The 18,478-nt window shown below is 67.5% G+C and carries 19 protein-coding genes; 9 read left to right on the top strand and 10 right to left on the bottom strand.

From position 1 onward, the window contains the following. Positions 1-66 precede the first annotated feature (66 nt). Entirely contained in the window at positions 67-492 is a 426-nt protein-coding gene (locus MF270_RS07530) for a cupin domain-containing protein (RefSeq protein WP_238365262.1), read from the top strand. A gap of 357 nt (positions 493-849) precedes the next feature. On the opposite strand, the gene pgi is transcribed toward MF270_RS07530, so the two are convergent. From pgi to zwf, 3 genes are all read right to left on the bottom strand, one after another. Continuing rightward, positions 850-2,451 (bottom strand): glucose-6-phosphate isomerase, encoded by a 1,602-nt coding sequence (pgi, locus tag MF270_RS07525; protein WP_418887870.1) that lies wholly within the window; start codon positions 2,449-2,451, stop codon positions 850-852. A gap of 17 nt (positions 2,452-2,468) precedes the next feature. After that, positions 2,469-3,140: a 6-phosphogluconolactonase gene (pgl, locus tag MF270_RS07520; RefSeq protein ID WP_238365261.1), complete on the bottom strand. Its 672-nt coding sequence runs from the start codon at positions 3,138-3,140 to the stop codon at positions 2,469-2,471. 61 nt (positions 3,141-3,201) lie between these two features. After that, the gene (gene zwf / locus MF270_RS07515; RefSeq protein ID WP_238365260.1) at positions 3,202-4,650 is read right to left on the bottom strand and encodes a glucose-6-phosphate dehydrogenase; all 1,449 of its coding nucleotides are present in this window, start codon (positions 4,648-4,650) and stop codon (positions 3,202-3,204) included. A 222-nt stretch (positions 4,651-4,872) separates the two neighbouring features. Between zwf and MF270_RS07510 the strand changes: the two genes are divergently transcribed. Then, on the top strand, positions 4,873-5,820 hold the full coding sequence (locus tag MF270_RS07510; protein ID WP_238365259.1) for a radical SAM protein: 948 nt from the start codon (positions 4,873-4,875) through the stop codon (positions 5,818-5,820). 226 nt (positions 5,821-6,046) lie between these two features. Here the strand turns inward: MF270_RS07510 and MF270_RS07505 are convergent, their stop codons facing one another. Continuing rightward, positions 6,047-7,141, bottom strand: coding sequence for an anhydro-N-acetylmuramic acid kinase (locus MF270_RS07505; RefSeq protein WP_238365258.1), 1,095 nt, complete (start codon positions 7,139-7,141; stop codon positions 6,047-6,049). Between the two features lie 63 nt (positions 7,142-7,204). On the opposite strand from MF270_RS07505, the gene tyrS reads away from it, so the two are divergent. Further along, the gene (gene tyrS / locus MF270_RS07500) at positions 7,205-8,458 is read left to right on the top strand and encodes a tyrosine--tRNA ligase (RefSeq protein WP_238365257.1); all 1,254 of its coding nucleotides are present in this window, start codon (positions 7,205-7,207) and stop codon (positions 8,456-8,458) included. Positions 8,459-8,763: 305 nt separating this feature from the next. Here tyrS and MF270_RS07495 read toward each other — a convergent pair whose 3' ends face one another. From MF270_RS07495 to tatA, 4 genes are read right to left on the bottom strand one after another with little or no spacing between them, the layout of a single operon-like run. Further along, the gene (locus MF270_RS07495; protein WP_238365517.1) at positions 8,764-9,561 is read right to left on the bottom strand and encodes an ATP-binding protein; all 798 of its coding nucleotides are present in this window, start codon (positions 9,559-9,561) and stop codon (positions 8,764-8,766) included. A gap of 35 nt (positions 9,562-9,596) precedes the next feature. Further along, positions 9,597-10,508 (bottom strand): twin-arginine translocase subunit TatC, encoded by a 912-nt coding sequence (tatC, locus tag MF270_RS07490; protein WP_238365256.1) that lies wholly within the window; start codon positions 10,506-10,508, stop codon positions 9,597-9,599. After that, positions 10,505-10,975 carry a Sec-independent protein translocase protein TatB gene (gene tatB / locus MF270_RS07485; protein ID WP_238365255.1) on the bottom strand — a complete coding sequence of 157 codons (471 nt, stop codon included), beginning with the start codon at positions 10,973-10,975 and terminating at the stop codon, positions 10,505-10,507. The genes tatC and tatB overlap by 4 nt, the downstream gene beginning before the upstream one ends. Positions 10,976-10,981: 6 nt before the next feature. Then, positions 10,982-11,197 (bottom strand): twin-arginine translocase TatA/TatE family subunit, encoded by a 216-nt coding sequence (tatA, locus tag MF270_RS07480; protein WP_238365254.1) that lies wholly within the window; start codon positions 11,195-11,197, stop codon positions 10,982-10,984. Between the two features lie 183 nt (positions 11,198-11,380). Here tatA and MF270_RS07475 point away from each other — a divergent pair, with 183 nt between their 5' ends. Then, positions 11,381-12,028, top strand: a complete 648-nt coding sequence (locus MF270_RS07475) for a helix-turn-helix transcriptional regulator (RefSeq protein WP_238365253.1) — start codon at positions 11,381-11,383, stop codon at positions 12,026-12,028. A gap of 50 nt (positions 12,029-12,078) precedes the next feature. Here the strand turns inward: MF270_RS07475 and MF270_RS07470 are convergent, their stop codons facing one another. Continuing rightward, positions 12,079-13,179, bottom strand: a complete 1,101-nt coding sequence (locus MF270_RS07470; RefSeq protein ID WP_238365252.1) for a hypothetical protein — start codon at positions 13,177-13,179, stop codon at positions 12,079-12,081. A 101-nt stretch (positions 13,180-13,280) separates the two neighbouring features. Further along, positions 13,281-14,387 carry an ABC transporter ATP-binding protein gene (locus MF270_RS07465; protein ID WP_238365251.1) on the bottom strand — a complete coding sequence of 369 codons (1,107 nt, stop codon included), beginning with the start codon at positions 14,385-14,387 and terminating at the stop codon, positions 13,281-13,283. 153 nt (positions 14,388-14,540) lie between these two features. On the opposite strand from MF270_RS07465, the gene secG reads away from it, so the two are divergent. The 5 genes from secG (at position 14,541) to MF270_RS07440 (ending at position 18,473) form a co-directional block, all read left to right on the top strand. After that, positions 14,541-14,903 (top strand): preprotein translocase subunit SecG, encoded by a 363-nt coding sequence (gene secG, locus MF270_RS07460; protein ID WP_238365250.1) that lies wholly within the window; start codon positions 14,541-14,543, stop codon positions 14,901-14,903. A 172-nt stretch (positions 14,904-15,075) separates the two neighbouring features. After that, complete coding sequence (locus tag MF270_RS07455) at positions 15,076-16,719, top strand: CTP synthase (protein WP_238365249.1); 1,644 nt, start codon at positions 15,076-15,078, stop codon at positions 16,717-16,719. Positions 16,720-16,744: 25 nt separating this feature from the next. Beyond that, positions 16,745-17,185, top strand: coding sequence for a tellurite resistance TerB family protein (locus MF270_RS07450; protein ID WP_238365248.1), 441 nt, complete (start codon positions 16,745-16,747; stop codon positions 17,183-17,185). A 122-nt stretch (positions 17,186-17,307) separates the two neighbouring features. Further along, positions 17,308-17,745 (top strand): tellurite resistance TerB family protein, encoded by a 438-nt coding sequence (locus MF270_RS07445; RefSeq protein WP_238365247.1) that lies wholly within the window; start codon positions 17,308-17,310, stop codon positions 17,743-17,745. Beyond that, positions 17,742-18,473 (top strand): phosphate/phosphite/phosphonate ABC transporter substrate-binding protein, encoded by a 732-nt coding sequence (locus MF270_RS07440; protein WP_238365246.1) that lies wholly within the window; start codon positions 17,742-17,744, stop codon positions 18,471-18,473. Before MF270_RS07445 ends, MF270_RS07440 begins: the two co-directional genes overlap by 4 nt. The last annotated feature ends 5 nt before the right edge of the window (positions 18,474-18,478 follow it).

Genomic DNA, 18,478 nt, shown 5'->3' with positions numbered 1-18,478 from the left:
ATTCCTTGCCTCACCTTTCCGCGCGCGGCGCTTTTCCGCCGATCTGGCCCGCGCTAAGGTACCGTCATGACCGACGCAGACCGCATCATCGCGCAGCTGACTCTCGCCCCGCACCCCGAGGGCGGGCACTATCGCCAGACCTGGGCCACCGTCGCGCCCGAGGGCATGCGCCCCTCGGCCACTTGCATCCACTTCCTGCTGAAGGCCGGCGAGCGCAGCCATTGGCACCGGGTGGACGCGGATGAGATCTGGCTCTGGCATGCCGGCAGCCCGCTCACGCTGCGGATCGCGGAGACCGAGGCTGGCCCCGCCCGCGCCCATGCCCTTGGCCCGGATGTCCTGTCGGGCGAGGCGCCGCAAATCGTGGTGCCCGCCGGCCACTGGCAGGCCGCGGAAAGCGGCGGCGATTGGAGCCTCGTCAGCTGCGTCGTCTCTCCCGGCTTCCGTTTCGAAGGGTTCGAACTGGCCGCGCCGGGGTTCGACATTCCCTGAAGGGGACGCCCGGCTGCAGGCGGGGATGGGGGGCCAGCCCCCCGTCGCCATAGGCGACTGCCCCCGGGATATTTCTGGAAAGGTGAATGGGATTGGGGCGCGCCCAGCTTTGATCTAGCGCCGATATCGCCCGCCGGAGGTGCCTGTGGCCTCTACGGGAGTGAGGGGCCAGCCCATCGCGCCAAAGGCGCGGCACTGACATGTCGAGGGGCTCTGCCCCTCGGGCTCCCCGGAGTTTATTGGCAAGATGAAGGGGGATCGGCGCCCGCCCCACATTTCACTTTCCTCAAGTACTCCCGCCGGAGGCTCCCGCGCCGTGGCGCGAGATCGGCTTGCGCGCGGGAGTGTGTATCCCGGTCAGCGGTTCGAGAGGATGAAATCGACCAACTGGCGGGTCGAGCCATCCTTGCCCTCGGCGCTTTCGTCGCCGTCGATGACGGGCCCGAGGGCGGTGGCAAGCTCCTTGCCCAGTTCGACGCCCCATTGGTCGTAGGAGTTGATGCCCAGCACGGCGCCTTCGACGAACACGCGGTGTTCATAAAGCGCGATGATGCGGCCCAGCATGTCCGGGGTCAGCGACGGGTACACCAGCGTGGTCGAGGGGCGGTTGCCCGGGAAGACGCGGTGGCGGGCCTGCCGTTCCATCTCGTCGCCGGTGAAGCCCTTGGCCGCCATCATCTCGCGCGCCACGTCCAGCGAGCGGCCGCGCATCAGCGCTTCGGATTGCGCAAGGCAATTGGCGACCAGCAGGCGGTGGTGATGGGCGAGGTCGGGTTCGTGCCCCTTGGCGGCCACCATGAATTCGCAGGGAATGACCCGCGTGCCCTGGTGGATCAGCTGGTAAAAGGCGTGCTGGCCATTGGTCCCCGGCTCGCCCCAGACCACGGGGCCGCTGTCGTAAGGCAGGTCCGCGCCGTCCATCGACACGCGCTTGCCGTTCGATTCCATCTCGAGCTGTTGCAGGTAGGCCGGCAGCCGCTCCAGCCGTTGGTCGTAGGGCAGCACGGCGCGGGTGGCATAGCCGCAGCCCTGGTTGTGCCAGAGGCCCACGAGGGCCAGCATGACGGGCATGTTCTCGGCAGGCGCGGCCGACAGGAAGTGGTCGTCCATGGCGCGGCCACCGGCCAGGAACTCGCGGAACCGCTCCGGGCCGATGGCGATCATCAGCGGCAGGCCGATCGGCCCCCACATGGAATAGCGCCCGCCGACCCAGTCGGCGAAGCCGAAAACGCGGCTCGCGTCGATCCCGAACGCCGCCGTCTTGTCGCCGGCGGTGGAGACGGCGGCGAATTGGGCGGCCGGGTCGGCAACGGACCTAGCCATCCAGTCGCGGGCCGAGCGCGCGTTGGTCATCGTCTCGATGGTGGTGAAGGTCTTGGAGGCGACGATCACCAGCGTGGTCGCCGGGTCGAGCCCCTTGAGCGTATCAGCCAGGTGCGCGCCGTCGACGTTCGAGACGTAATGCAGTCGCGGCCCGTCGTGATAGGGCGACAGCGCCCGCGTCGCCATCACGGGGCCAAGATCGGACCCGCCGATGCCGATGTTGATGACATCGGTGATTGCGCCCCCTGCCCCGGTGAATCTGCCATCGCGCACCGCATCCGCAAACGCGCTCATGTCATCCAGCACCGTCAGCACCCCGGGCATCACGTCGGCGCCATCCACCAGCACCGGCTCGCCCGGGTTGCGCAGGGCGGTGTGCAGCACCGCGCGCCCCTCGGTGTCGTTGATCTTCTGCCCTGCGAACATCGCCTCGGCCTTGGCCATGACGCCGGTCCCGTCAATGAGGTCCAGCAGGGCGGCCTGCACCTCGCCGTCGATCTGCGTCTTGGAATAATCGAAGAGCATGTCCTCGAACCGGACCGAGTATTCCCTCGCCCGGTCCCCGTCGAAGAGGTCGATCATCGAACGCCCCGCGCGGGCAGAGGCGAGGTCTTGCAGCTTGTCGAACATGGTCATCGCGTGGTCATTCCGCTTCATTCGGCCCAGTGGATTGTCGCCCCGTCGAGGACGGCCCGGATGGGCGCCTCGTCCGGTGGCAGGGTCATCGCCGTCTCGATCACCCGGCGCTTTTCGGCGCCGGTGATCACGACATGCTTGTTCATCGCATCGTTGAGCACCCGGGCCGAGAAGGTGATCCGCGCCTCGGGCACGCCATCGGCGCGCATCGGCAGCAGGATCGGCGCCTTGGACGACAGCCCCTCGGCCAGTCGGTCCGCCCCGGGGAAGAGCGAGGCGGTGTGCATGTCGGCCCCCATGCCCAGGAGCAGCACGTGGATCGGCAGATGCGCCTCGAGCCGCTCGGCCAGGGCGTCCAGCACCGGCTCGGGCTCGGGCGCGTCGGCATAGAGCGGCAGCATGGTCGCCGCCGCGGCCCGGTCCTGGAACAGCCGTTCGCGCAGCAGACGGGTGTTCGAGCGGTCCGAGGTCTCGGGCACCCAGCGTTCGTCGTTCAGCACGACATCGACCCGGTCCCAGTCGAGCCGCGCGGCACAGAGGTCGTCAAAGATCGGCCCCGGGGTCGTGCCGCCCGGCACGCAAAGCGTGACGCGCTCCTCGTGCACGAGACCGGCGCGCAACTCTCCGGCCAGCTTCTGCGCCAGGTCGATCGCCAGCATTTCGCGGTCGGGATAATCGACGATGTTCATGATGCCCCCTCCGGTACTGCCTTGACCTGAGGTAACATGCCCAGCCCCCTCGGCAACAGGGTCATGTCCGGATCTCGCGCCACTTGCGCCCGTCCCGGTGCATCAGCATCATCGCGTCCTCGGGGCCAGACGAACCCGCGTCGTAAGGCTGCGGCACCTCGCCCCGCTTTTCCCAGCCGGCGATCAGCGGGTCGGTCCAGGCCCAGGCGGCCTCCACCTCGTCGCCGCGCATGAAGAGGGTCTGGTTGCCCCGGATCACGTCCATGATCAGCCGCTCGTAGGCGTCGGGAATGTCCTCGGCATCCGGCCCCAGCGCCTCGGCAAAGGACATGTCGAGCGGCACGTCGATCAGGCGCATCCCGCCCGGGCCGGGCTCCTTGATGGTGACGTCCAGCGTCATGCCCTCGTTCGGTTGCAGCTTGATGGTCAGAACGTTGCGGTTCCAGCCCGCGTCCTCGCCAAAGATCGAATGCGGCGCATCCTTGAAGGTGATCGCGATCTCGCTGGTGCGCGCCCGCAGCTTCTTGCCGGTGCGCAGGTAAAAGGGCGTGCCGGCCCACCGCCAATTGGCGATCCCGACCCTGAGCGCGACGAAGCTTTCCGTGCGCGAGCGGGGGTTCTCGACGTCGTCGCGGTAGCCGGTTCCGCCCTCGGTCGCCGCATATTGCCCGCGCACGACGTGATGCGGCGCGACCGGGTCGAGGGCGCGAATCACCTTGAGCTTTTCATCCCGCACCGCGTCCGGGTCAAACTTGGCCGGCGGCTCCATCGCGATGAGGCAGAGCAGCTGCATCAGGTGGTTCTGCACCATGTCCCGCATGGCGCCGGAATGGTCGTAGTAGCTGCCGCGCCCGCCGACGCCGACCGTCTCGGCCACGGTGATCTGGATGTTGTCGACGTAGTTCGAATTCCACAGCGGCTCGAACAGCATGTTGCCGAAGCGGACCGCCATGAGGTTTTGCACCGTCTCTTTCCCGAGGTAATGGTCGATCCGGTAGATCTGCCCTTCGTCGAAATAGGCGGCCAGCGTCGCGTTCAGCGCCTTGGCGGTTCCAAGATCATGGCCGAAGGGCTTTTCCACCACGATGCGCGAGGCATCCCCGGCGATCCCGTGCTCCTTGAGCCGCTGCGCGATGTCGCCGAAAAGCGACGGCGCGACAGAGAAGTAGAAGGCGTGGATCACCCCGTCCCGGACCTTGGACCCAAGCTCGGCCCAGCCGTCGGTGCCCTTGGCGTCGATGGCGACATAATCGAGATGGGCGAGGAAATCCTTCAGCACGGCCGGGTCATGGGTCCCGCCGAACTCCGCCACCGCATCCGCGATCATCTGGCGGTAGCCGTCGGCATCCATGTCGCTGCGGGCGGCGCCGATGATCCGTGCCCCGGCCGGCATCTGGCCCGAGGCGAACCGACGGTAGAGCCCCGGCAGGATCTTGCGCCGGGCCAGGTCCCCGGTGCCGCCAAAGATGACAAGGTCGAATTCATCGACCGGAATGACGCGCGACACCATGATCTGGTCCTCTTGCTGTGCCCCGGGGCCCGGGCGGGTCTTGCTCTTGCGCGGGTCGCCGCAGCGGCTGTTAGCGCTAACGACGCCAGTCATAGCCAATGGATCACGAAGAGTCTAACACCCGTTTGACGCTTCACAATGGCGTCAGGAAAAATTTGCCGCCTTTTCACCCGCCCCGCCCGCGCGCTAGGCAGAGAGCGCCAAGCAGGAAGGCCAGGACCGATGAAAGACGACGCCCCCGGGAATGCCGCGAAATTCCGCGACCCCTTCGTGACCGCCGACGGGTCGCAGCGCGCCTCCGTGCCCTTCCGCGGGGCCGAGACGCTGTGGTTCAACACCGGCACGCTTTGCAACATCACCTGCGCCAATTGCTACATCGAAAGCTCACCCACCAATGACGCGCTGGTCTACTTGACACTGGCCGAGGTGGCCCGCTTCCTGGACGAGGTCGAGGCGACGGGCCAGCCCACGACCGAGATCGGGTTCACGGGCGGCGAGCCCTTCATGAACCCCGAAGCGATCGCGATGATCGAGGCGTCGCTGGCCCGTGGCTTCGAGGTGCTGGTGCTGACCAACGCCATGGCCCCGATAATGCGGCCCCGCGTACAAGAGGGGCTCAAGCGCCTCGCCGCCCGCTACGGCGACAAGCTGATCCTGCGCGTCTCGCTCGACCATCACGAGCGTGCGCGTCACGACGCCGAGCGGGGCGCGGGCAGCTACGACAAGACGCTCGAAGGGATGGACTGGCTCCGTGACACGGGTATCCGCATGGCCGTCGCGGGGCGCAGCGAATGGCACGAATCCGACGCCGCCGCCCGCGCCGGCTATGCCGCGCTTTTCGCCGAGCGCGGCTACAACATCGACGCCGCCGACCCGGCCATGTGCGTGATCTTCCCCGAGATGGACGCCACCGTGCCCGTCCCCGAGATCACCACCGCCTGCTGGGGCATCCTGGGCAAGGAGCCCTCGGGCGTCATGTGCGCCAATTCCCGCATGGTCGTGCACCACAAGGGCGCACCGGCCGCTTCGGTCATCGCCTGCACCCTGTTGCCTTATGCCGAAGGCTTCGACCTCGGCGCCACGCTCACCGAAGCCGCCCGCCCCGTGCAGCTCAACCACCCCCATTGCGCCAAGTTCTGCGTGTTGGGCGGCGCCAGCTGCTCGGCCTGAACGCCCTCTCGACGTCACGCCCTTCGTACGGCCGGATTAGAGTATTTGAGGAATAGTGAAAGACAGGGCGCACGCCCTCGGCTCGATGGTCCGCCAGAAACCCCGGGGCATGCCACGGACGCCCGGCTCAAATCGCGCCACCCCATTCCTTCATCGTTTTGAAAATACCTCGGGGGAGTCCGCCCTGGCGGACGGGGGCAGCGCCCCCAAGCCCGCTCTCTACCCCTCACCCCGGCCGCGAGATCTCGCCCCCGCCTACCGCCGCCCGCACGCCGGTGGTCGAGGGGCAGGAGGTCGGCAGCCCCCGCGCCACCCGCACCGCGAGATAGGCAAAGGCCTGCGCCTCGAGCATGTCCCCGTCGAGCCCGACCGCCTCGACCGGATCGACCGGGCAGTCGAGCCCGGCGCGCAGCATCTGCATCATCACCGGGTTGTGGCGCCCGCCCCCCGTGACCAGCAGCCGCTCGGGCGGGCTGGGGCAGAACTGCATCCCCTGCATCACCGCCGCCGCCGCCATCGCGGTCATGGTCGCCGCGGCATCCGCGTCCTCCAGTTCGCGCACGAGGTCCAGCATCAGCGAGAAATCGTCCCGGTCCAACGACTTGGGCGGCTGCTTGAGGAAGTAACCATCCTCGAGAAAGAGCTCGAGCGCCCCGTCCACCACCTTGCCGCCCGAGGCCAGCGACCCGCCCTGGTCGAAAGGCAGACCCCGCCGCTGCATCATCAGGTCATTGATCGGCGCATTGGCCGGGCCGGTGTCGAAAGCCAGGAGCGCCCCCTCGGCCTCGGGCGCGGGCGCCGAAGGATCGACCCAGGTGATGTTGCCCACCCCGCCGAGGTTGAGAAACGCCAGCGGCGCCGTCGCGCCGATCCACTGCGCGCAGGCGAAGTGGTAGAAGGGCGCGAGCGGCGCGCCCTCTCCGCCCAGCCGCACGTCGGTGCAGCGGAAATCCCAGACCACCGGCCGCCCCAGCGCCTCGGCCAGCGCCGCCCCGTCCCCGGCCTGGTGCGTGCCGCGCCCCTTGGGCTCATGCGCCAGGGTCTGGCCGTGAAAGCCGATCAGCTCGGCCTCGAGGGGCCCCAGCACCTCGGCATGGGCCGCCTCGACCAGGGCCGCCACCTCGGCCACGCCCGCCTCGCCCGGCCAGCGGCCGAGGCCGGCGCGCAGCACCGCCTGCTCCTCGGTCGAATATGGGCGGAACACCGACGGCCCAAAGCCCATGATCCGCACGCCGTCGGTCTCGATCACCGCCGCGTCGACCCCATCCAGCGAGGTCCCCGACATGGCGCCAAGCGCGCGCACCACCTGCCCCTTCAACATGGTCTTTTCCTTTGGCCTGCTGCCCACTATAGGAATGCCCTGCAAAGCAGGAGCAAACAAGACATGACCTACCACCCGAAATCGGACTTCATGCGTGTCATGATGGAGCGCGGCTTTCTGGCCGATTGCACCGATTACCAGGGCCTCGACGAGGCGCTCTGCGCGGGGGTTGTGCCGGGTTATATCGGCTTTGACGCGACGGCGAAATCGCTGCATGTCGGCTCGCTCATCCAGATCATGACCCTGCGCTGGCTGCAGAAAACCGGCCACCAGCCGATCACGCTGATGGGCGGCGGCACGACCAAGGTGGGCGACCCGTCCTTCCGCGCCGATGAACGCCCCCTGCTGACCCCGGCCCAGATCGACGACAACATCGCCGGCATCAAGCAGGTCTTTGCGAAATACCTCGATTACGACCAGGCAGAGGCGCCCGCGCTGATGCTGAACAACGCCGAATGGCTCGACGGGCTCAACTACCTCGAGTTCCTGCGCGACATCGGCCGGCACTTCTCGGTCAACCGGATGCTGTCGTTCGAGTCGGTGAAATCGCGCCTCGACCGCGAGCAGTCGCTGAGCTTTCTCGAGTTCAACTACATGATCCTGCAGGCCTATGACTTCCTCGAACTGAACCGGCGCTACGGCTGCCTGGTGCAATTCGGCGGCTCGGATCAATGGGGCAACATCGTCAACGGGATCGACCTGACCCGCCGCGTGCTGGACCACCAGATCTTCGGGTTGACGACGCCGCTGCTGACCACCTCGGACGGCAAGAAGATGGGCAAGACCGCCGATGGCGCGATCTGGCTCAACGCCGACATGCGCAGCCCTTACGAGTTCTGGCAGTTCTGGCGCAACACGACCGATGCGGACGTGGGCCGGTTCCTCAAGCTCTACACCGAGCTGCCCGTGGAGGAATGCGACCGCCTGGGCGCATTGGCAGGGTCCGAGATCAACGCGGCCAAGATCATCCTGGCGAACGAGGTCACGACCCTGTGCCACGGCGCCGAGGCGGCTGCGACGGCCGAGGCGACGGCCCGCGAGGTCTTCGAGAAGGGCGGCATCGGCGACGACCTGCCGACCCTCGCCCTGACGGCGAGCGAGGTCGTCGACGGCATCTCGATCGTGCAACTGATCGTCCGCGCCGGCCTTGCCAAGTCCGGCAAGGAAGCCAAGCGCCTGATCGCCGAGAACGGCGCCCGCATCGACGATGCGCCGCTGACGGATGCCGGGCTGATGATCGACGCCGGCGCCCTCGCCTCGCCGATCAAGCTGAGCGCCGGTAAGAAGCGCCACGCCCTCGTGGTGCTCGAAGGCTGACCGATCCATCGGTGCGCTCCCGCGCGCTTGGATTCAGAGAACCCGGAGGCGACGCCCAACACAGGCGTCGCCTCTTGCCCATCTGTCGGATGCCTCCGGCGGGAGTTTTCAGGCACAATGAAGCAAGGGATCCGCTTCCGCTTCATTGTGCCGATAAACTCCGGGGAGTGTGAGGGGCTGGCCCCTCACGGCGCAACACATCCAAGCGCGCCGCCATATCCCGTGAAAGCCAACATCTCAACGACACCGGGCGCGCGGCGTCAGCCGCGCGCCCTCCGGTCGGATCGCGAAGCGATCCGAAACCTCTACCCCAGGGCCACACCCTTCCGCCCCGCGAGGTCGGTGAAATACTGCCAGGCCACCCGGCCCGACCGCGCCCCGCGCGTGGCCTGCCACTCGATGGCCTCGGCACGCAGCGTCTCCTCGTCGATCGCGACCCCGAGGGCATCGCAATAGCCGCGGATCATCGCCAGGTATTCGTCCTGCGAACAGGGATGGAACCCCAGCCACAACCCGAAGCGATCCGACAGCGAGACCTTCTCCTCCACCGCTTCGCTGGGGTTGATCGCCGAGGAACGCTCGTTCTCGATCATGTCCCGCGGCATCAGGTGGCGCCGGTTGGACGTGGCATAGAACAGCACGTTCTCGGGCCGTCCCTCGATCCCGCCATCCAGCACCGCCTTCAGCGACTTGTAATGCTGGTCGTCATGGGAAAACGACAAGTCGTCGCAGAACAGCAGGAACCGGCAAGGCGCATCGCGCATCAGGTTCAAGAGGCGCGACACGCTCGGCAGGTCCTCGCGCTGCAGCTCGACGATCTTGAGATTGGCGCCCTCGGCCCGCACGGCCGCATGGACCGCCTTCACGACCGAGCTCTTGCCCATCCCCCGTGCGCCCCACAAGAGCGCGTTATTGGCCGGGTAGCCGCGCGCGAACTGGCGCGTGTTCTCGAGCAGTGTGTCGCGCGCCCGGTCGATGCCCAGCAGCAGCGACAGGTCCACCCGGGCCACCTTGGGCACCGGCACCAGCCGGTCCGGCGACACGTGCCAGACAAAGGCCTCGGCCGCATCAAAATCGGGCGCCTCCAGCGGCGCCGGAGCCATCCGCTCCAGCGCCGCCGCGATCCGGTCCAGCTCGCTCACTTGGCCTTGTCCTCGTCGTCCCAGTCCTCGTCGAGATCAAAGAGGCTCTCGTCCTCGCCGATCACACCTTCGGCCCGCGCTTCCTCGTCCTTCTTGCGCTCGACCGCCTGCACCAGCCAGATCGAGATCTCGTAAAGCGCATAGACCACCACGAACAGGATCACCTGCGTCGTCACGTCCGGCGGCGTCACCAGCGCAGCCACCGTCAGGATACCCACGACGGCATATTTGCGCATGTTGCGCAGCCCGCGCGACGAGGCGAGCCCCGCCTTGCCCATCAGCGTCAGCAGCACCGGCAGCTGGAAGCACAGCCCGAAGGCCACGATCATCTTGAGCGTGATGTCCAGCGTCTCGTTGACCTTGCCGTTAAAGACGATGTCGATCCCGCGATCCACCAGCTCGGCATCATCCGGCACGCCTTCGGCCGCGAACATCGCCGCCACGAAACTGGGCAGGTCGGCAAAGCCGAGGAAGAAGTTCATGGCCAGCGGCACGACCACGTAATGCGCGAAGGCCGCCCCCAGCAGGAACAGCGCCGGCGAGGCCACGAGAAACGGCAAGAAGGCGTTCTTTTCCTGCCGGTAGAGCCCCGGCGCCACGAAGCGCCACAGCTGGTAGCCGATGACAGGGAAGGACAGCGCAAGGCCGCCCACCACCGAGATCCGGATCAGGGTAAAGAAGTATTCCTGCGGCGCGGTGTATTGCATCACCGGGTTCGGATTGCCGAGGTCCCGCATCGTCTTCTCGATCGGCACCAGCAGGAAATCGAGGATCTGCCCGCCCACGGCGAAGCAGGCGATCATCCCGACCAGGAAAGCCACCACCGACCAGATCAGCCGCGTGCGCAGCTCGGCCAGGTGTTCGATCAGCGGCGCGGCGCTGTCGTCGATGTCGTCCGATGCGCTCATGCGGCGCCTCCGCTCTTCACGCTGTCGGCGCTGTCGTCCAGCAGGGCCGCCGCGTCATCCTCGGCCGCTTCCGCCGCCGCGGCCTCTGCCGCTTCGCGATCCTTCCGCTCCTGCGCCTTCTTGGCGCTGGCGTCGCGGATCTTGTCGGCGGCCGCCTTGCGGTCCCCGTCAAGTCCGGCGGTCGCCTTCTTCGGGTCCCAGCTCGAGGCCGCCTTGGCCGCGCCCTTGACCTCGTCCATGGCCGAGCCGAGCGGGTTGGTCGCCGTCTTGAACGTCTTCTGCACGTCGCGCATGCCCGATTCCTCGGCTGCGTCGTTCATGGCGCGGCTGAACTCGCGCGCCATGCCCTTGGCCTTGCCGACAAAGCGGCCGACGTTGCGGAACAGGACCGGCAGGTCCTTCGGGCCCACGACGATCAGCGCGACGACGCCGACGACCGCCATCTCGCCCATGCTCAGGTCGAACATAGGGGCTTACACCTTTTCCTTCTCGGCGGCGGGGGTCACGTCATGTGCCTCGGCTGCCTTGTCGTCCTCCAGCTCGTTCTGGCCGTCGCTGACGCCCTTCTTGAAGGCGGTGATGCCCTTGCCGACCTCGCCCATCAGCGACGAGATCTTGCCGCGGCCGAACAGAACCAGCACGACGACGGCGATGAGAAGCAGGCCGGGAAGGCCGATGTTGTTGAGCATGTCCAGTCTCCCAAAGCTCCGGGGAAAGTCTGTCCCCCGTTGATATCCTGATCCCGTTCTACGCAGGCGCGCGCGGCGGCCAAAAGGGCCAAAGCGGCGCCCGGCATGGGCCTTGCCGCAGAAAATCGCGCCTTCAGCCGCCGCGCGCTGGACAACCGACAGGATTTTGTCAGTAATGCACCCATGCCCCGCGCCGACCGCCTTCTTCACCTGATGCAGATGCTGCGCGACGGCGCCTGGCACCGGGCGTCGGACCTTGCGCAGGCGACGGGCGTGACCGAGCGCACGATCTGGCGCGACATGGACCGGCTGCGCGCCGCGGGCCACCCGGTCACCGGCGCGCGCGGGACCGGCTACCGGATCGGCGCCGACGTGACCCTGCCGCCGCTCAACCTCAGCCATGACGAGCTCGAGGCGCTGCACATCGCCCTGGCCATCATCGGCGAAGGCGGCGAGGAAGATCTCGCCCGCGCCGCCCGGTGCCTGTCCGAAAAGATCGACGCGGGCCTCTCGGAGGACGCCACCACCGGCGCCGCCCGCTTCGGCCATGCCCTGCCACCCCATGCCGGGCCGGAACCGGCCCTCGCGCATCTCGGCCCCATCCGGGCCGCCCTGCGCGCCCGCCAGAAACTGCGCGCCAGCCTGGCCGATGGCGACCACGTGCTGCGCCCGCTCAAGCTTGATTACTGGGGCCGGGTCTGGGCGCTCACCGCCTGGGACGAGACCACCAATGGCTTCGCCACCCTGCGCCTCGACCACATCCGGTCGGTGGCCGCCCTGCCGGGCCTCTTCATGGACGAGCCCGGCAAGTCGCTCTCGGACCTCCCCTGACCCTTTCATTATTCCACAAATACTCAAATTCCGACCACGGCCGCGAAACCCTAGCCGCCCAAGGGCGAAAACGTCCCCGCCAGCGCCGCCAGGATCGGTGCGGCCACGGCAAGCCCCTCGCGCAGCGACTGGAGCCGCCCGTGCGACAGGCCCTGCGCCTCTTTCCAACTGTCGATCTGCCGGATGCGGCCCAGCTTGCCGTCCGGCGCCGCGTCCCGGATCACCGCATCCGCCAGCGCCCGGGCCCGCGCCTCGTGGATCAGCGCCACCGGCACGTAGAACCCGAGGATCAGCAGCGAATAGAACACGCCCGAGAACACCGCGTAGCCGTTGACGATCAGCTCGTATTGCGCGCGCCAGCCATCCTCGAGCATCTGCTGCGGCCAGCGCATCCAGGTCAGCGTCACGAACATGCCGATGGTCAGTTGCAGGCCCGACAGGTACAGGTACTTGCGCATTTCGCGCTGCCCCTGCGCCAGTTCGAAGGCCTTCTCCTCGGGTCGCAGATCCTTGTGGGTGCGCGAGCAGCTGAGGGTCAGGATCATCCCCGCGATCAGCAGCCCGATCCCCAGCGCCGAGATCAGGTTCATCAGGTCCAGCAGGTTGCGCAGCACCATGACCAGCGGCGCCTCGGTGCAGGACCACAGGAACCAGGACTGGTCGGCCCCGGAACAGGCGGCAAGATCACCGCGGGCCAGCGCCGCCTCGAACATGTCGCGGCCCAGCTGGTGATAGGACCGCGTCATCTCGGGCTGCTGCTGGTGCTTGACCACGCTTTGCCACAGCGGCACGACCGGAACCGCCACCACGGCCACCGCCAAGGCCCGTGTCAGCCAGTCGAGCGGCCGCGCCAGGTCCGACAGCACCACGGTGAAGACCAGGATCACCGACAGCGCGTAAAGCCAGACCGCCCCGACGAAGGGCATCCGCCCTGCGATCTCGAGCGCCTCGCGCGCCGGGTCCAGCGCCTCGGCCCCCAGCGAGATGCGCGACGACACGAGCGTCAGCGAGATGATCTCGAACATGCCGTAGATGCCCAAGGGCACGAAGACGATCAGGAAATAAAGCGGGTTGACCCCGGCCCGGACCGGGTCGGCACGCGCGGGAATGCCGCATTCGCCGTCCTCCATATCCGTCGCCTGATCGGTCATCACGCTCCTCCGCCACCCGGCCCGGATGCGCGTGGGCCATGGATTCACAACCATCATGCGAAGGAAGCGGACCTTGGGTCAAGTCAGGCAGACCTGACCTTTCAACGCTTGGCGGGAAAGACGAAACAGCGGTCGCGCCGCACCGAGAGCCACAACGGCCGGCCCTTTTCGGGCAGGAAGACGTTCGGCACCGTGGCCTTCAGGATCGACCCGTCGTGATCCATGCGGAACTCGACCAGGCTCTCGGCCCCCATGAAGCGCGCCCGTTCCACCAGCCCGCGCGCGGCCACGCCATGCGCCGGCGTCGGGTTTGGCCCCTTGCCGCCCCGGTCGAAGTCGATGCCCAGGTGCTGGGGCCGGATCACGATGTCGACCTCCTGCCCGTCCGACACCCCCGGCGCCAGGAACTGCCCGAAGGGCGTGTCGCAAAGCGAGCCCCGGACCTTGCCCCGGATCACGTTGATATCGCTGAAGAAGGCGACCGCCTGGCGGTCCACCGGCGCATTGTAGATGTTGTAGGGCGCGCCCAGCTGCACGATGCGCCCCTCGCGCATCAGCGCGATGCGGTCGGCCATGCGCATGGCCTCCTCGGGCTCGTGGGTGACCAGCAGGACGGCGGCGTTCTCTTCCTTGAGCACGGCCAGCGTATCGTCGCGGATCTCGTCCCGCAGGCGGTTGTCGAGGCCGGAAAACGGCTCGTCCATCAGCATGATGCGCGGGCGCGGCGCCAGCGCGCGGGCCAGCGCGACGCGCTGCTGCTCGCCCCCCGACAGGGAATGCGGGAAGGCGTCGATGTGGCGCGCAAGGCCCACGCGGTCCAGCAGTTCCTCGACCCGCGCGCGTTTCTCGGCCTTGCCGCCCTTGAGGCCGAAGGCGACGTTGTCGGCGACGCTCAGATGCGGGAACAGCGCGAAGTCCTGGAACATCAGCCCGATGTGGCGCCGCTCGGGCGGGATGCGAAAGACCGTGTCGCAGACCAGTTCCCCGTCCACGTGGATCGTGCCTTCGTCCTGCATGTCGACGCCCGCGATGCAGCGCAGCGTCGTCGACTTGCCGCAGCCCGAGGGGCCGAGCAGGCACATCACCTCGCCCGGCTGGATCGTCAACGACACGCCGTCCACCACCGTGGCGCCGCCAAAACGGCGGGTCAGGTCGCGAATCTCAAGCCGCGGATGCGTGATGCTGCCCGTCACCAGCCCTGCCTTCATGCCCGATAAAAAGGATCGGGAATGGCGTAGCAGCGCCGCGCGGGGGGTGCAAGCCACCCGGCCGGGGCGCGACAATTCTGCGTGGCCCGGGTTGCGCGGGGGCGGCGCTTGGCCTAGATAGCGCCGGATCATCCAAGCACGGGCCGCCACTCCATGGAAAACGTCGTTCTCATCGTTCACCTGCTTCTCGCGCTCGCCCTCATCGGCGTCGTGCTCATGCAGCGCAGCGAAGGCGGCGGCCTTGGCATGGGCGGCGGCGGCGGTGGCGCCTTTTCGGCCCGGTCGGCCGGCACGGCGCTTGGACGCGTGACCTGGATCCTGGCCGGCGCCTTCATCGTGACCTCGATGACGCTGACGGTCTTCGCCCGGATCGACGCCGGCGGCGCCTCGGTCGTGGACCGGCTGGGCGACGTGCCGATCGAGACGGCGCCGACGGGCACCGCGCCCGCCCTGCCCGGGCTCGAGCTGGCGCCGTCGGGCGACGCCGATGCGCCGTTGACGCCGCGCGCGGACTGATCCACCACACCTAGAGTTAACAGCGCATTCCGCAACAGCATCTTGCGGAGGCGCTTGCCTTTTCCCCCCGAATCCTGTATCGGTGAAACCCCGTGGCGAGGGCGTTTTTCAAACGCCTGAGGGCACCGAATCGATGCGGATTCAGCAACCAAGTCGCGGGAGACATCGACACATGGCGCGGTTCATCTTCATCACGGGGGGCGTGGTCTCGTCCCTCGGAAAAGGTCTTGCATCGGCGGCTCTTGGCGCGTTGCTTCAGGCGCGGGGCTATTCGGTGCGGCTGCGCAAGCTCGACCCCTATCTCAACGTCGATCCGGGCACGATGTCGCCCTTCGAGCATGGCGAGGTCTTCGTGACCGATGACGGGGCCGAGACCGACCTCGACCTTGGCCATTACGAACGCTTCACCGGCGTGCCGGCACGCATGACCGATTCCGTGAGTTCCGGCCGGATCTATTCCAACGTGCTCGAGAAAGAGCGGCGCGGCGATTACCTCGGGAAAACGATCCAGGTGGTTCCGCACGTGACCAACGAGATCAAGGAATTCCTGACCATCGGCGAGGACGAGGTCGATTTCATGCTCTGCGAGATCGGCGGCACGGTCGGCGATATCGAGGGCCTGCCGTTCTTCGAGGCGATCCGCCAATTCAGCCATGACAAGCCGCGCGGGCAATGCATCTTCATGCACCTGACGCTGCTGCCGTACCTGTCGGCGAGCGGAGAGCTGAAGACCAAGCCGACCCAGCACTCGGTCAAGGAGTTGCAGTCGATCGGCATCGCGCCCGATATCCTGGTCTGCCGCTCCGAGCAGCCGATCCCGGAGAAGGAACGCGAGAAGATCGCGCTGTTCTGCAACGTCCGAAAAGAGTCGGTCGTCGCCGCCTATGACCTCAAGTCGATCTACGAAGCGCCGCTGGCCTACCACGACCAGGGGCTCGACCAGGCGGTTCTGGACGCCTTCCAGATCTCGCCCGCGCCCAAGCCCGACCTGAGCCGCTGGTACGACGTCAAGGACCGGATCGAGAACCCCGAGGGCGAGGTCCGCGTCGCCATCGTCGGCAAGTACACGCAGCTGGAAGACGCCTACAAGTCCATCGCCGAGGCGCTGACCCACGGTGGCATGGCGAACCGGGTCAAGGTGCGCCAGGAATGGGTCGATGCCGAGATCTTCGACCGCGAGGACCCGGCCCCGCATCTGGAAGGCTTCGACGCCATCCTCGTGCCCGGCGGCTTTGGCGAGCGCGGCACGGAAGGCAAGATCAAGGCCGCGCAATTCGCCCGCGAGCGCAGGATCCCCTACCTCGGCATCTGCCTCGGCATGCAGATGGCGGTGATCGAGGCGGCGCGCAACGTCGCGGGGCTCGAGGATGCGGGGTCCGAGGAATTCGACCACGAGGCCGGCAAGAAGCGGTTCACCCACGTGGTCTACCACCTCAAGGAATGGGTGCAGGGCAACGAAAAGGTCGTGCGCAAGAAGACCGATGGCAAGGGCGGCACCATGCGGCTTGGCGCCTATGACGCGGTGCTGAAAGAAGGCTCCAAGGTCGCGCAGGCCTACGGGAGGCTCGACATCGACGAACGCCACCGCCACCGCTACGAGGTCGACATCCAGTTCCGCGAAGAACTTGAAAAGGCGGGCCTGTGCTTTTCCGGCATGTCGCCCGACGGCCGCCTGCCCGAGATCGTCGAATGGCCGGATCATCCATGGTTCATCGGCGTGCAATATCACCCCGAGCTGAAGTCGAAGCCCTTCGACCCGCATCCGCTGTTCCGCGACTTTGTCCGCGCGGCCAAGGATGCGGCGCTGCTGGTCTGACGAGGCCACCCGCCGAGGGAACACGATGAACCGCCTGATCGCCTATTTCAAACGCCAGAAACCGCAAGCGCCGGTGCCGCAGGTCACGCCGCACCTGGCGCTTGGCGCGCTGCTGGTCCACGTGGCCAAGGCCGACGATCACTTCGTGCTGGAAGAGCTGACGCAGATCGACCGGATCCTCGCGGAACGCTTCGGGCTCAAGGCGCTCGAGGCTGCCAAGATGCGCGCCGATTGCGAGCGGCTCGAGCGGCACATGACCGACCTCGGCGAATACGCCGCCCTTGTGCGCGACTCGGTCGAGTACGAGGACCGTCTGTCGATCGTCGAGGCGCTGTGGCGCGTCGTCCTGGCCGATGGCGTGCAGAAACTGGCCGAGGAACAGATGGTCCACCTGGTCGAGCATATGCTGGGGGTCGAGGCCCATCACTCCGAGGAAGCCCGCGCCGCGGCGGAAAGCATCCGCTGACCTCTGCCTCATAAGAAAATTCTGACGAATTTTCTTATGGCACCCGCGCCGCCCGACGCAGAATTTTCGTCAGAAAATTCTGTGTGATTGCACCCGCGTCCCGACGGCTTATATCTGCGCTCATGTTCGCTGATTTCCTCTCCCGCCTCATCCAGCCGCAGCCGCGGCCCCTTGGCGATGCCGATGCGCGGCTTGCCCTCACCGCCCTTCTCGTGCGCATCGCGCGCTCGGACGAGGATTACGCCCAGATCGAGCGGGATCGCATCGACCAGATCGCCGCGACGCGCTACGGGCTGACCGCCGAAGGCGCCGCCCAGCTGCGGGCCGAGGCCGAGGCGCTGGAGGCCGAGGCCCCCGACACCGTCCGCTTCACCCGCGCCATCAAGGACGCCGTCCCCTACGAACAACGCCTCGGCGTGATCGAGTCGCTGTGGCAGGTGGCCCTTGCCGACGGCAGTCGCGAGGCCGAAGAGGATTCGCTGCTGCGCCTCGTCGCCTCGCTACTGGGAGTGAGCGACATCGACAGCAACATGGCCCGGAAACGCGTCGAGGGGACATGATCGCCAGCCTGCCGATGTATGACCGGCCCGAGCTGCGGGCCGAGACGGATCGGCTGTGGTCGCTGTTCCGCGAGGCGCTGGGGCACGGCCCCGAGGCGCTTGATCGCGGCCCCGAACTTTTCGCCGTCTGGGAAAGCCCCGACCTTGTCCTGTCGCAGACCTGCGGCCTGCCGCTGCGGCGTGAACTCAAGGGCCGCGTAAGCTGTGTCGCCTCTCCCGATTTCGGGCTCGAGGGCTGTGCGCCGGGGCTGTACCGTTCGCTCTGGGTGGTGCGGAAGGGCGACAGCGACCGGCTGGCCGACCATGCCGGCCGGCGCTTTGTGGCCAATGAACTGACATCGCAAAGCGGCTGGGCCGGGCCGCTGACCGATGCGGCCAGCCGGGGCATCACCTTCGGATCGGTCGCGCCCACCGGCGCGCATCTGCACTCCATCGCCGCGCTGGACGCAGGCCAGGCTGACATCGCCTGCGTGGACGCCCACACCTGGCGCCTGGCCTGCCGTTACGATGACGCGCCGCGCCGGCTGCAGGTGATCGACGCCACGCCCCCGACTCCGGCCACGCCCTATATCACCGCGCTGGGTCGCGACTCCGACGCGCATTACGCCGCCCTCGCAACCGCCATCGACCGGCTGGGCGCCGAGGGCCGCACTGCGCTTGGCCTGCAAGGCATCACCCGCCTGCCCCTCGCCGCCTATCACGACGTCCCCACCCCCGAAGCGGCCTGAGCCTT

The organism is Mesobacterium pallidum (genome assembly GCF_019966535.1).
Lineage (GTDB): Bacteria > Pseudomonadota > Alphaproteobacteria > Rhodobacterales > Rhodobacteraceae > Mesobacterium > Mesobacterium pallidum.
This window is presented reverse-complemented; position numbering and strand designations above follow the sequence as displayed.

What these genes read in the sequence shown, in the direction of transcription:
- MF270_RS07465 (WP_238365251.1), bottom strand. Translation starts at nt 14,387, where the DNA reads ATGAAGGCAGGGCTGGTGACGGGCAGCATCACGCATCCGCGGCTTGAG.
- pgl (WP_238365261.1), bottom strand. Translation starts at nt 3,140, where the DNA reads ATGAACATCGTCGATTATCCCGACCGCGAAATGCTGGCGATCGACCTG.
- tatB (WP_238365255.1), bottom strand. Translation starts at nt 10,975, where the DNA reads ATGTTCGACCTGAGCATGGGCGAGATGGCGGTCGTCGGCGTCGTCGCG.
- MF270_RS07445 (WP_238365247.1), top strand. Translation starts at nt 17,308, where the DNA reads ATGTTCGCTGATTTCCTCTCCCGCCTCATCCAGCCGCAGCCGCGGCCC.
- MF270_RS07455 (WP_238365249.1), top strand. Translation starts at nt 15,076, where the DNA reads ATGGCGCGGTTCATCTTCATCACGGGGGGCGTGGTCTCGTCCCTCGGA.
- secG (WP_238365250.1), top strand. Translation starts at nt 14,541, where the DNA reads ATGGAAAACGTCGTTCTCATCGTTCACCTGCTTCTCGCGCTCGCCCTC.
- MF270_RS07440 (WP_238365246.1), top strand. Translation starts at nt 17,742, where the DNA reads ATGATCGCCAGCCTGCCGATGTATGACCGGCCCGAGCTGCGGGCCGAG.
- MF270_RS07450 (WP_238365248.1), top strand. Translation starts at nt 16,745, where the DNA reads ATGAACCGCCTGATCGCCTATTTCAAACGCCAGAAACCGCAAGCGCCG.
- tatC (WP_238365256.1), bottom strand. Translation starts at nt 10,508, where the DNA reads ATGAGCGCATCGGACGACATCGACGACAGCGCCGCGCCGCTGATCGAA.
- pgi (WP_418887870.1), bottom strand. Translation starts at nt 2,451, where the DNA reads ATGACCATGTTCGACAAGCTGCAAGACCTCGCCTCTGCCCGCGCGGGG.
- zwf (WP_238365260.1), bottom strand. Translation starts at nt 4,650, where the DNA reads ATGGTGTCGCGCGTCATTCCGGTCGATGAATTCGACCTTGTCATCTTT.
- MF270_RS07510 (WP_238365259.1), top strand. Translation starts at nt 4,873, where the DNA reads ATGAAAGACGACGCCCCCGGGAATGCCGCGAAATTCCGCGACCCCTTC.
- MF270_RS07470 (WP_238365252.1), bottom strand. Translation starts at nt 13,179, where the DNA reads ATGACCGATCAGGCGACGGATATGGAGGACGGCGAATGCGGCATTCCC.
- MF270_RS07475 (WP_238365253.1), top strand. Translation starts at nt 11,381, where the DNA reads ATGCCCCGCGCCGACCGCCTTCTTCACCTGATGCAGATGCTGCGCGAC.
- MF270_RS07530 (WP_238365262.1), top strand. Translation starts at nt 67, where the DNA reads ATGACCGACGCAGACCGCATCATCGCGCAGCTGACTCTCGCCCCGCAC.
- MF270_RS07495 (WP_238365517.1), bottom strand. Translation starts at nt 9,561, where the DNA reads ATGGCTCCGGCGCCGCTGGAGGCGCCCGATTTTGATGCGGCCGAGGCC.
- tyrS (WP_238365257.1), top strand. Translation starts at nt 7,205, where the DNA reads ATGACCTACCACCCGAAATCGGACTTCATGCGTGTCATGATGGAGCGC.
- tatA (WP_238365254.1), bottom strand. Translation starts at nt 11,197, where the DNA reads ATGCTCAACAACATCGGCCTTCCCGGCCTGCTTCTCATCGCCGTCGTC.
- MF270_RS07505 (WP_238365258.1), bottom strand. Translation starts at nt 7,141, where the DNA reads ATGTTGAAGGGGCAGGTGGTGCGCGCGCTTGGCGCCATGTCGGGGACC.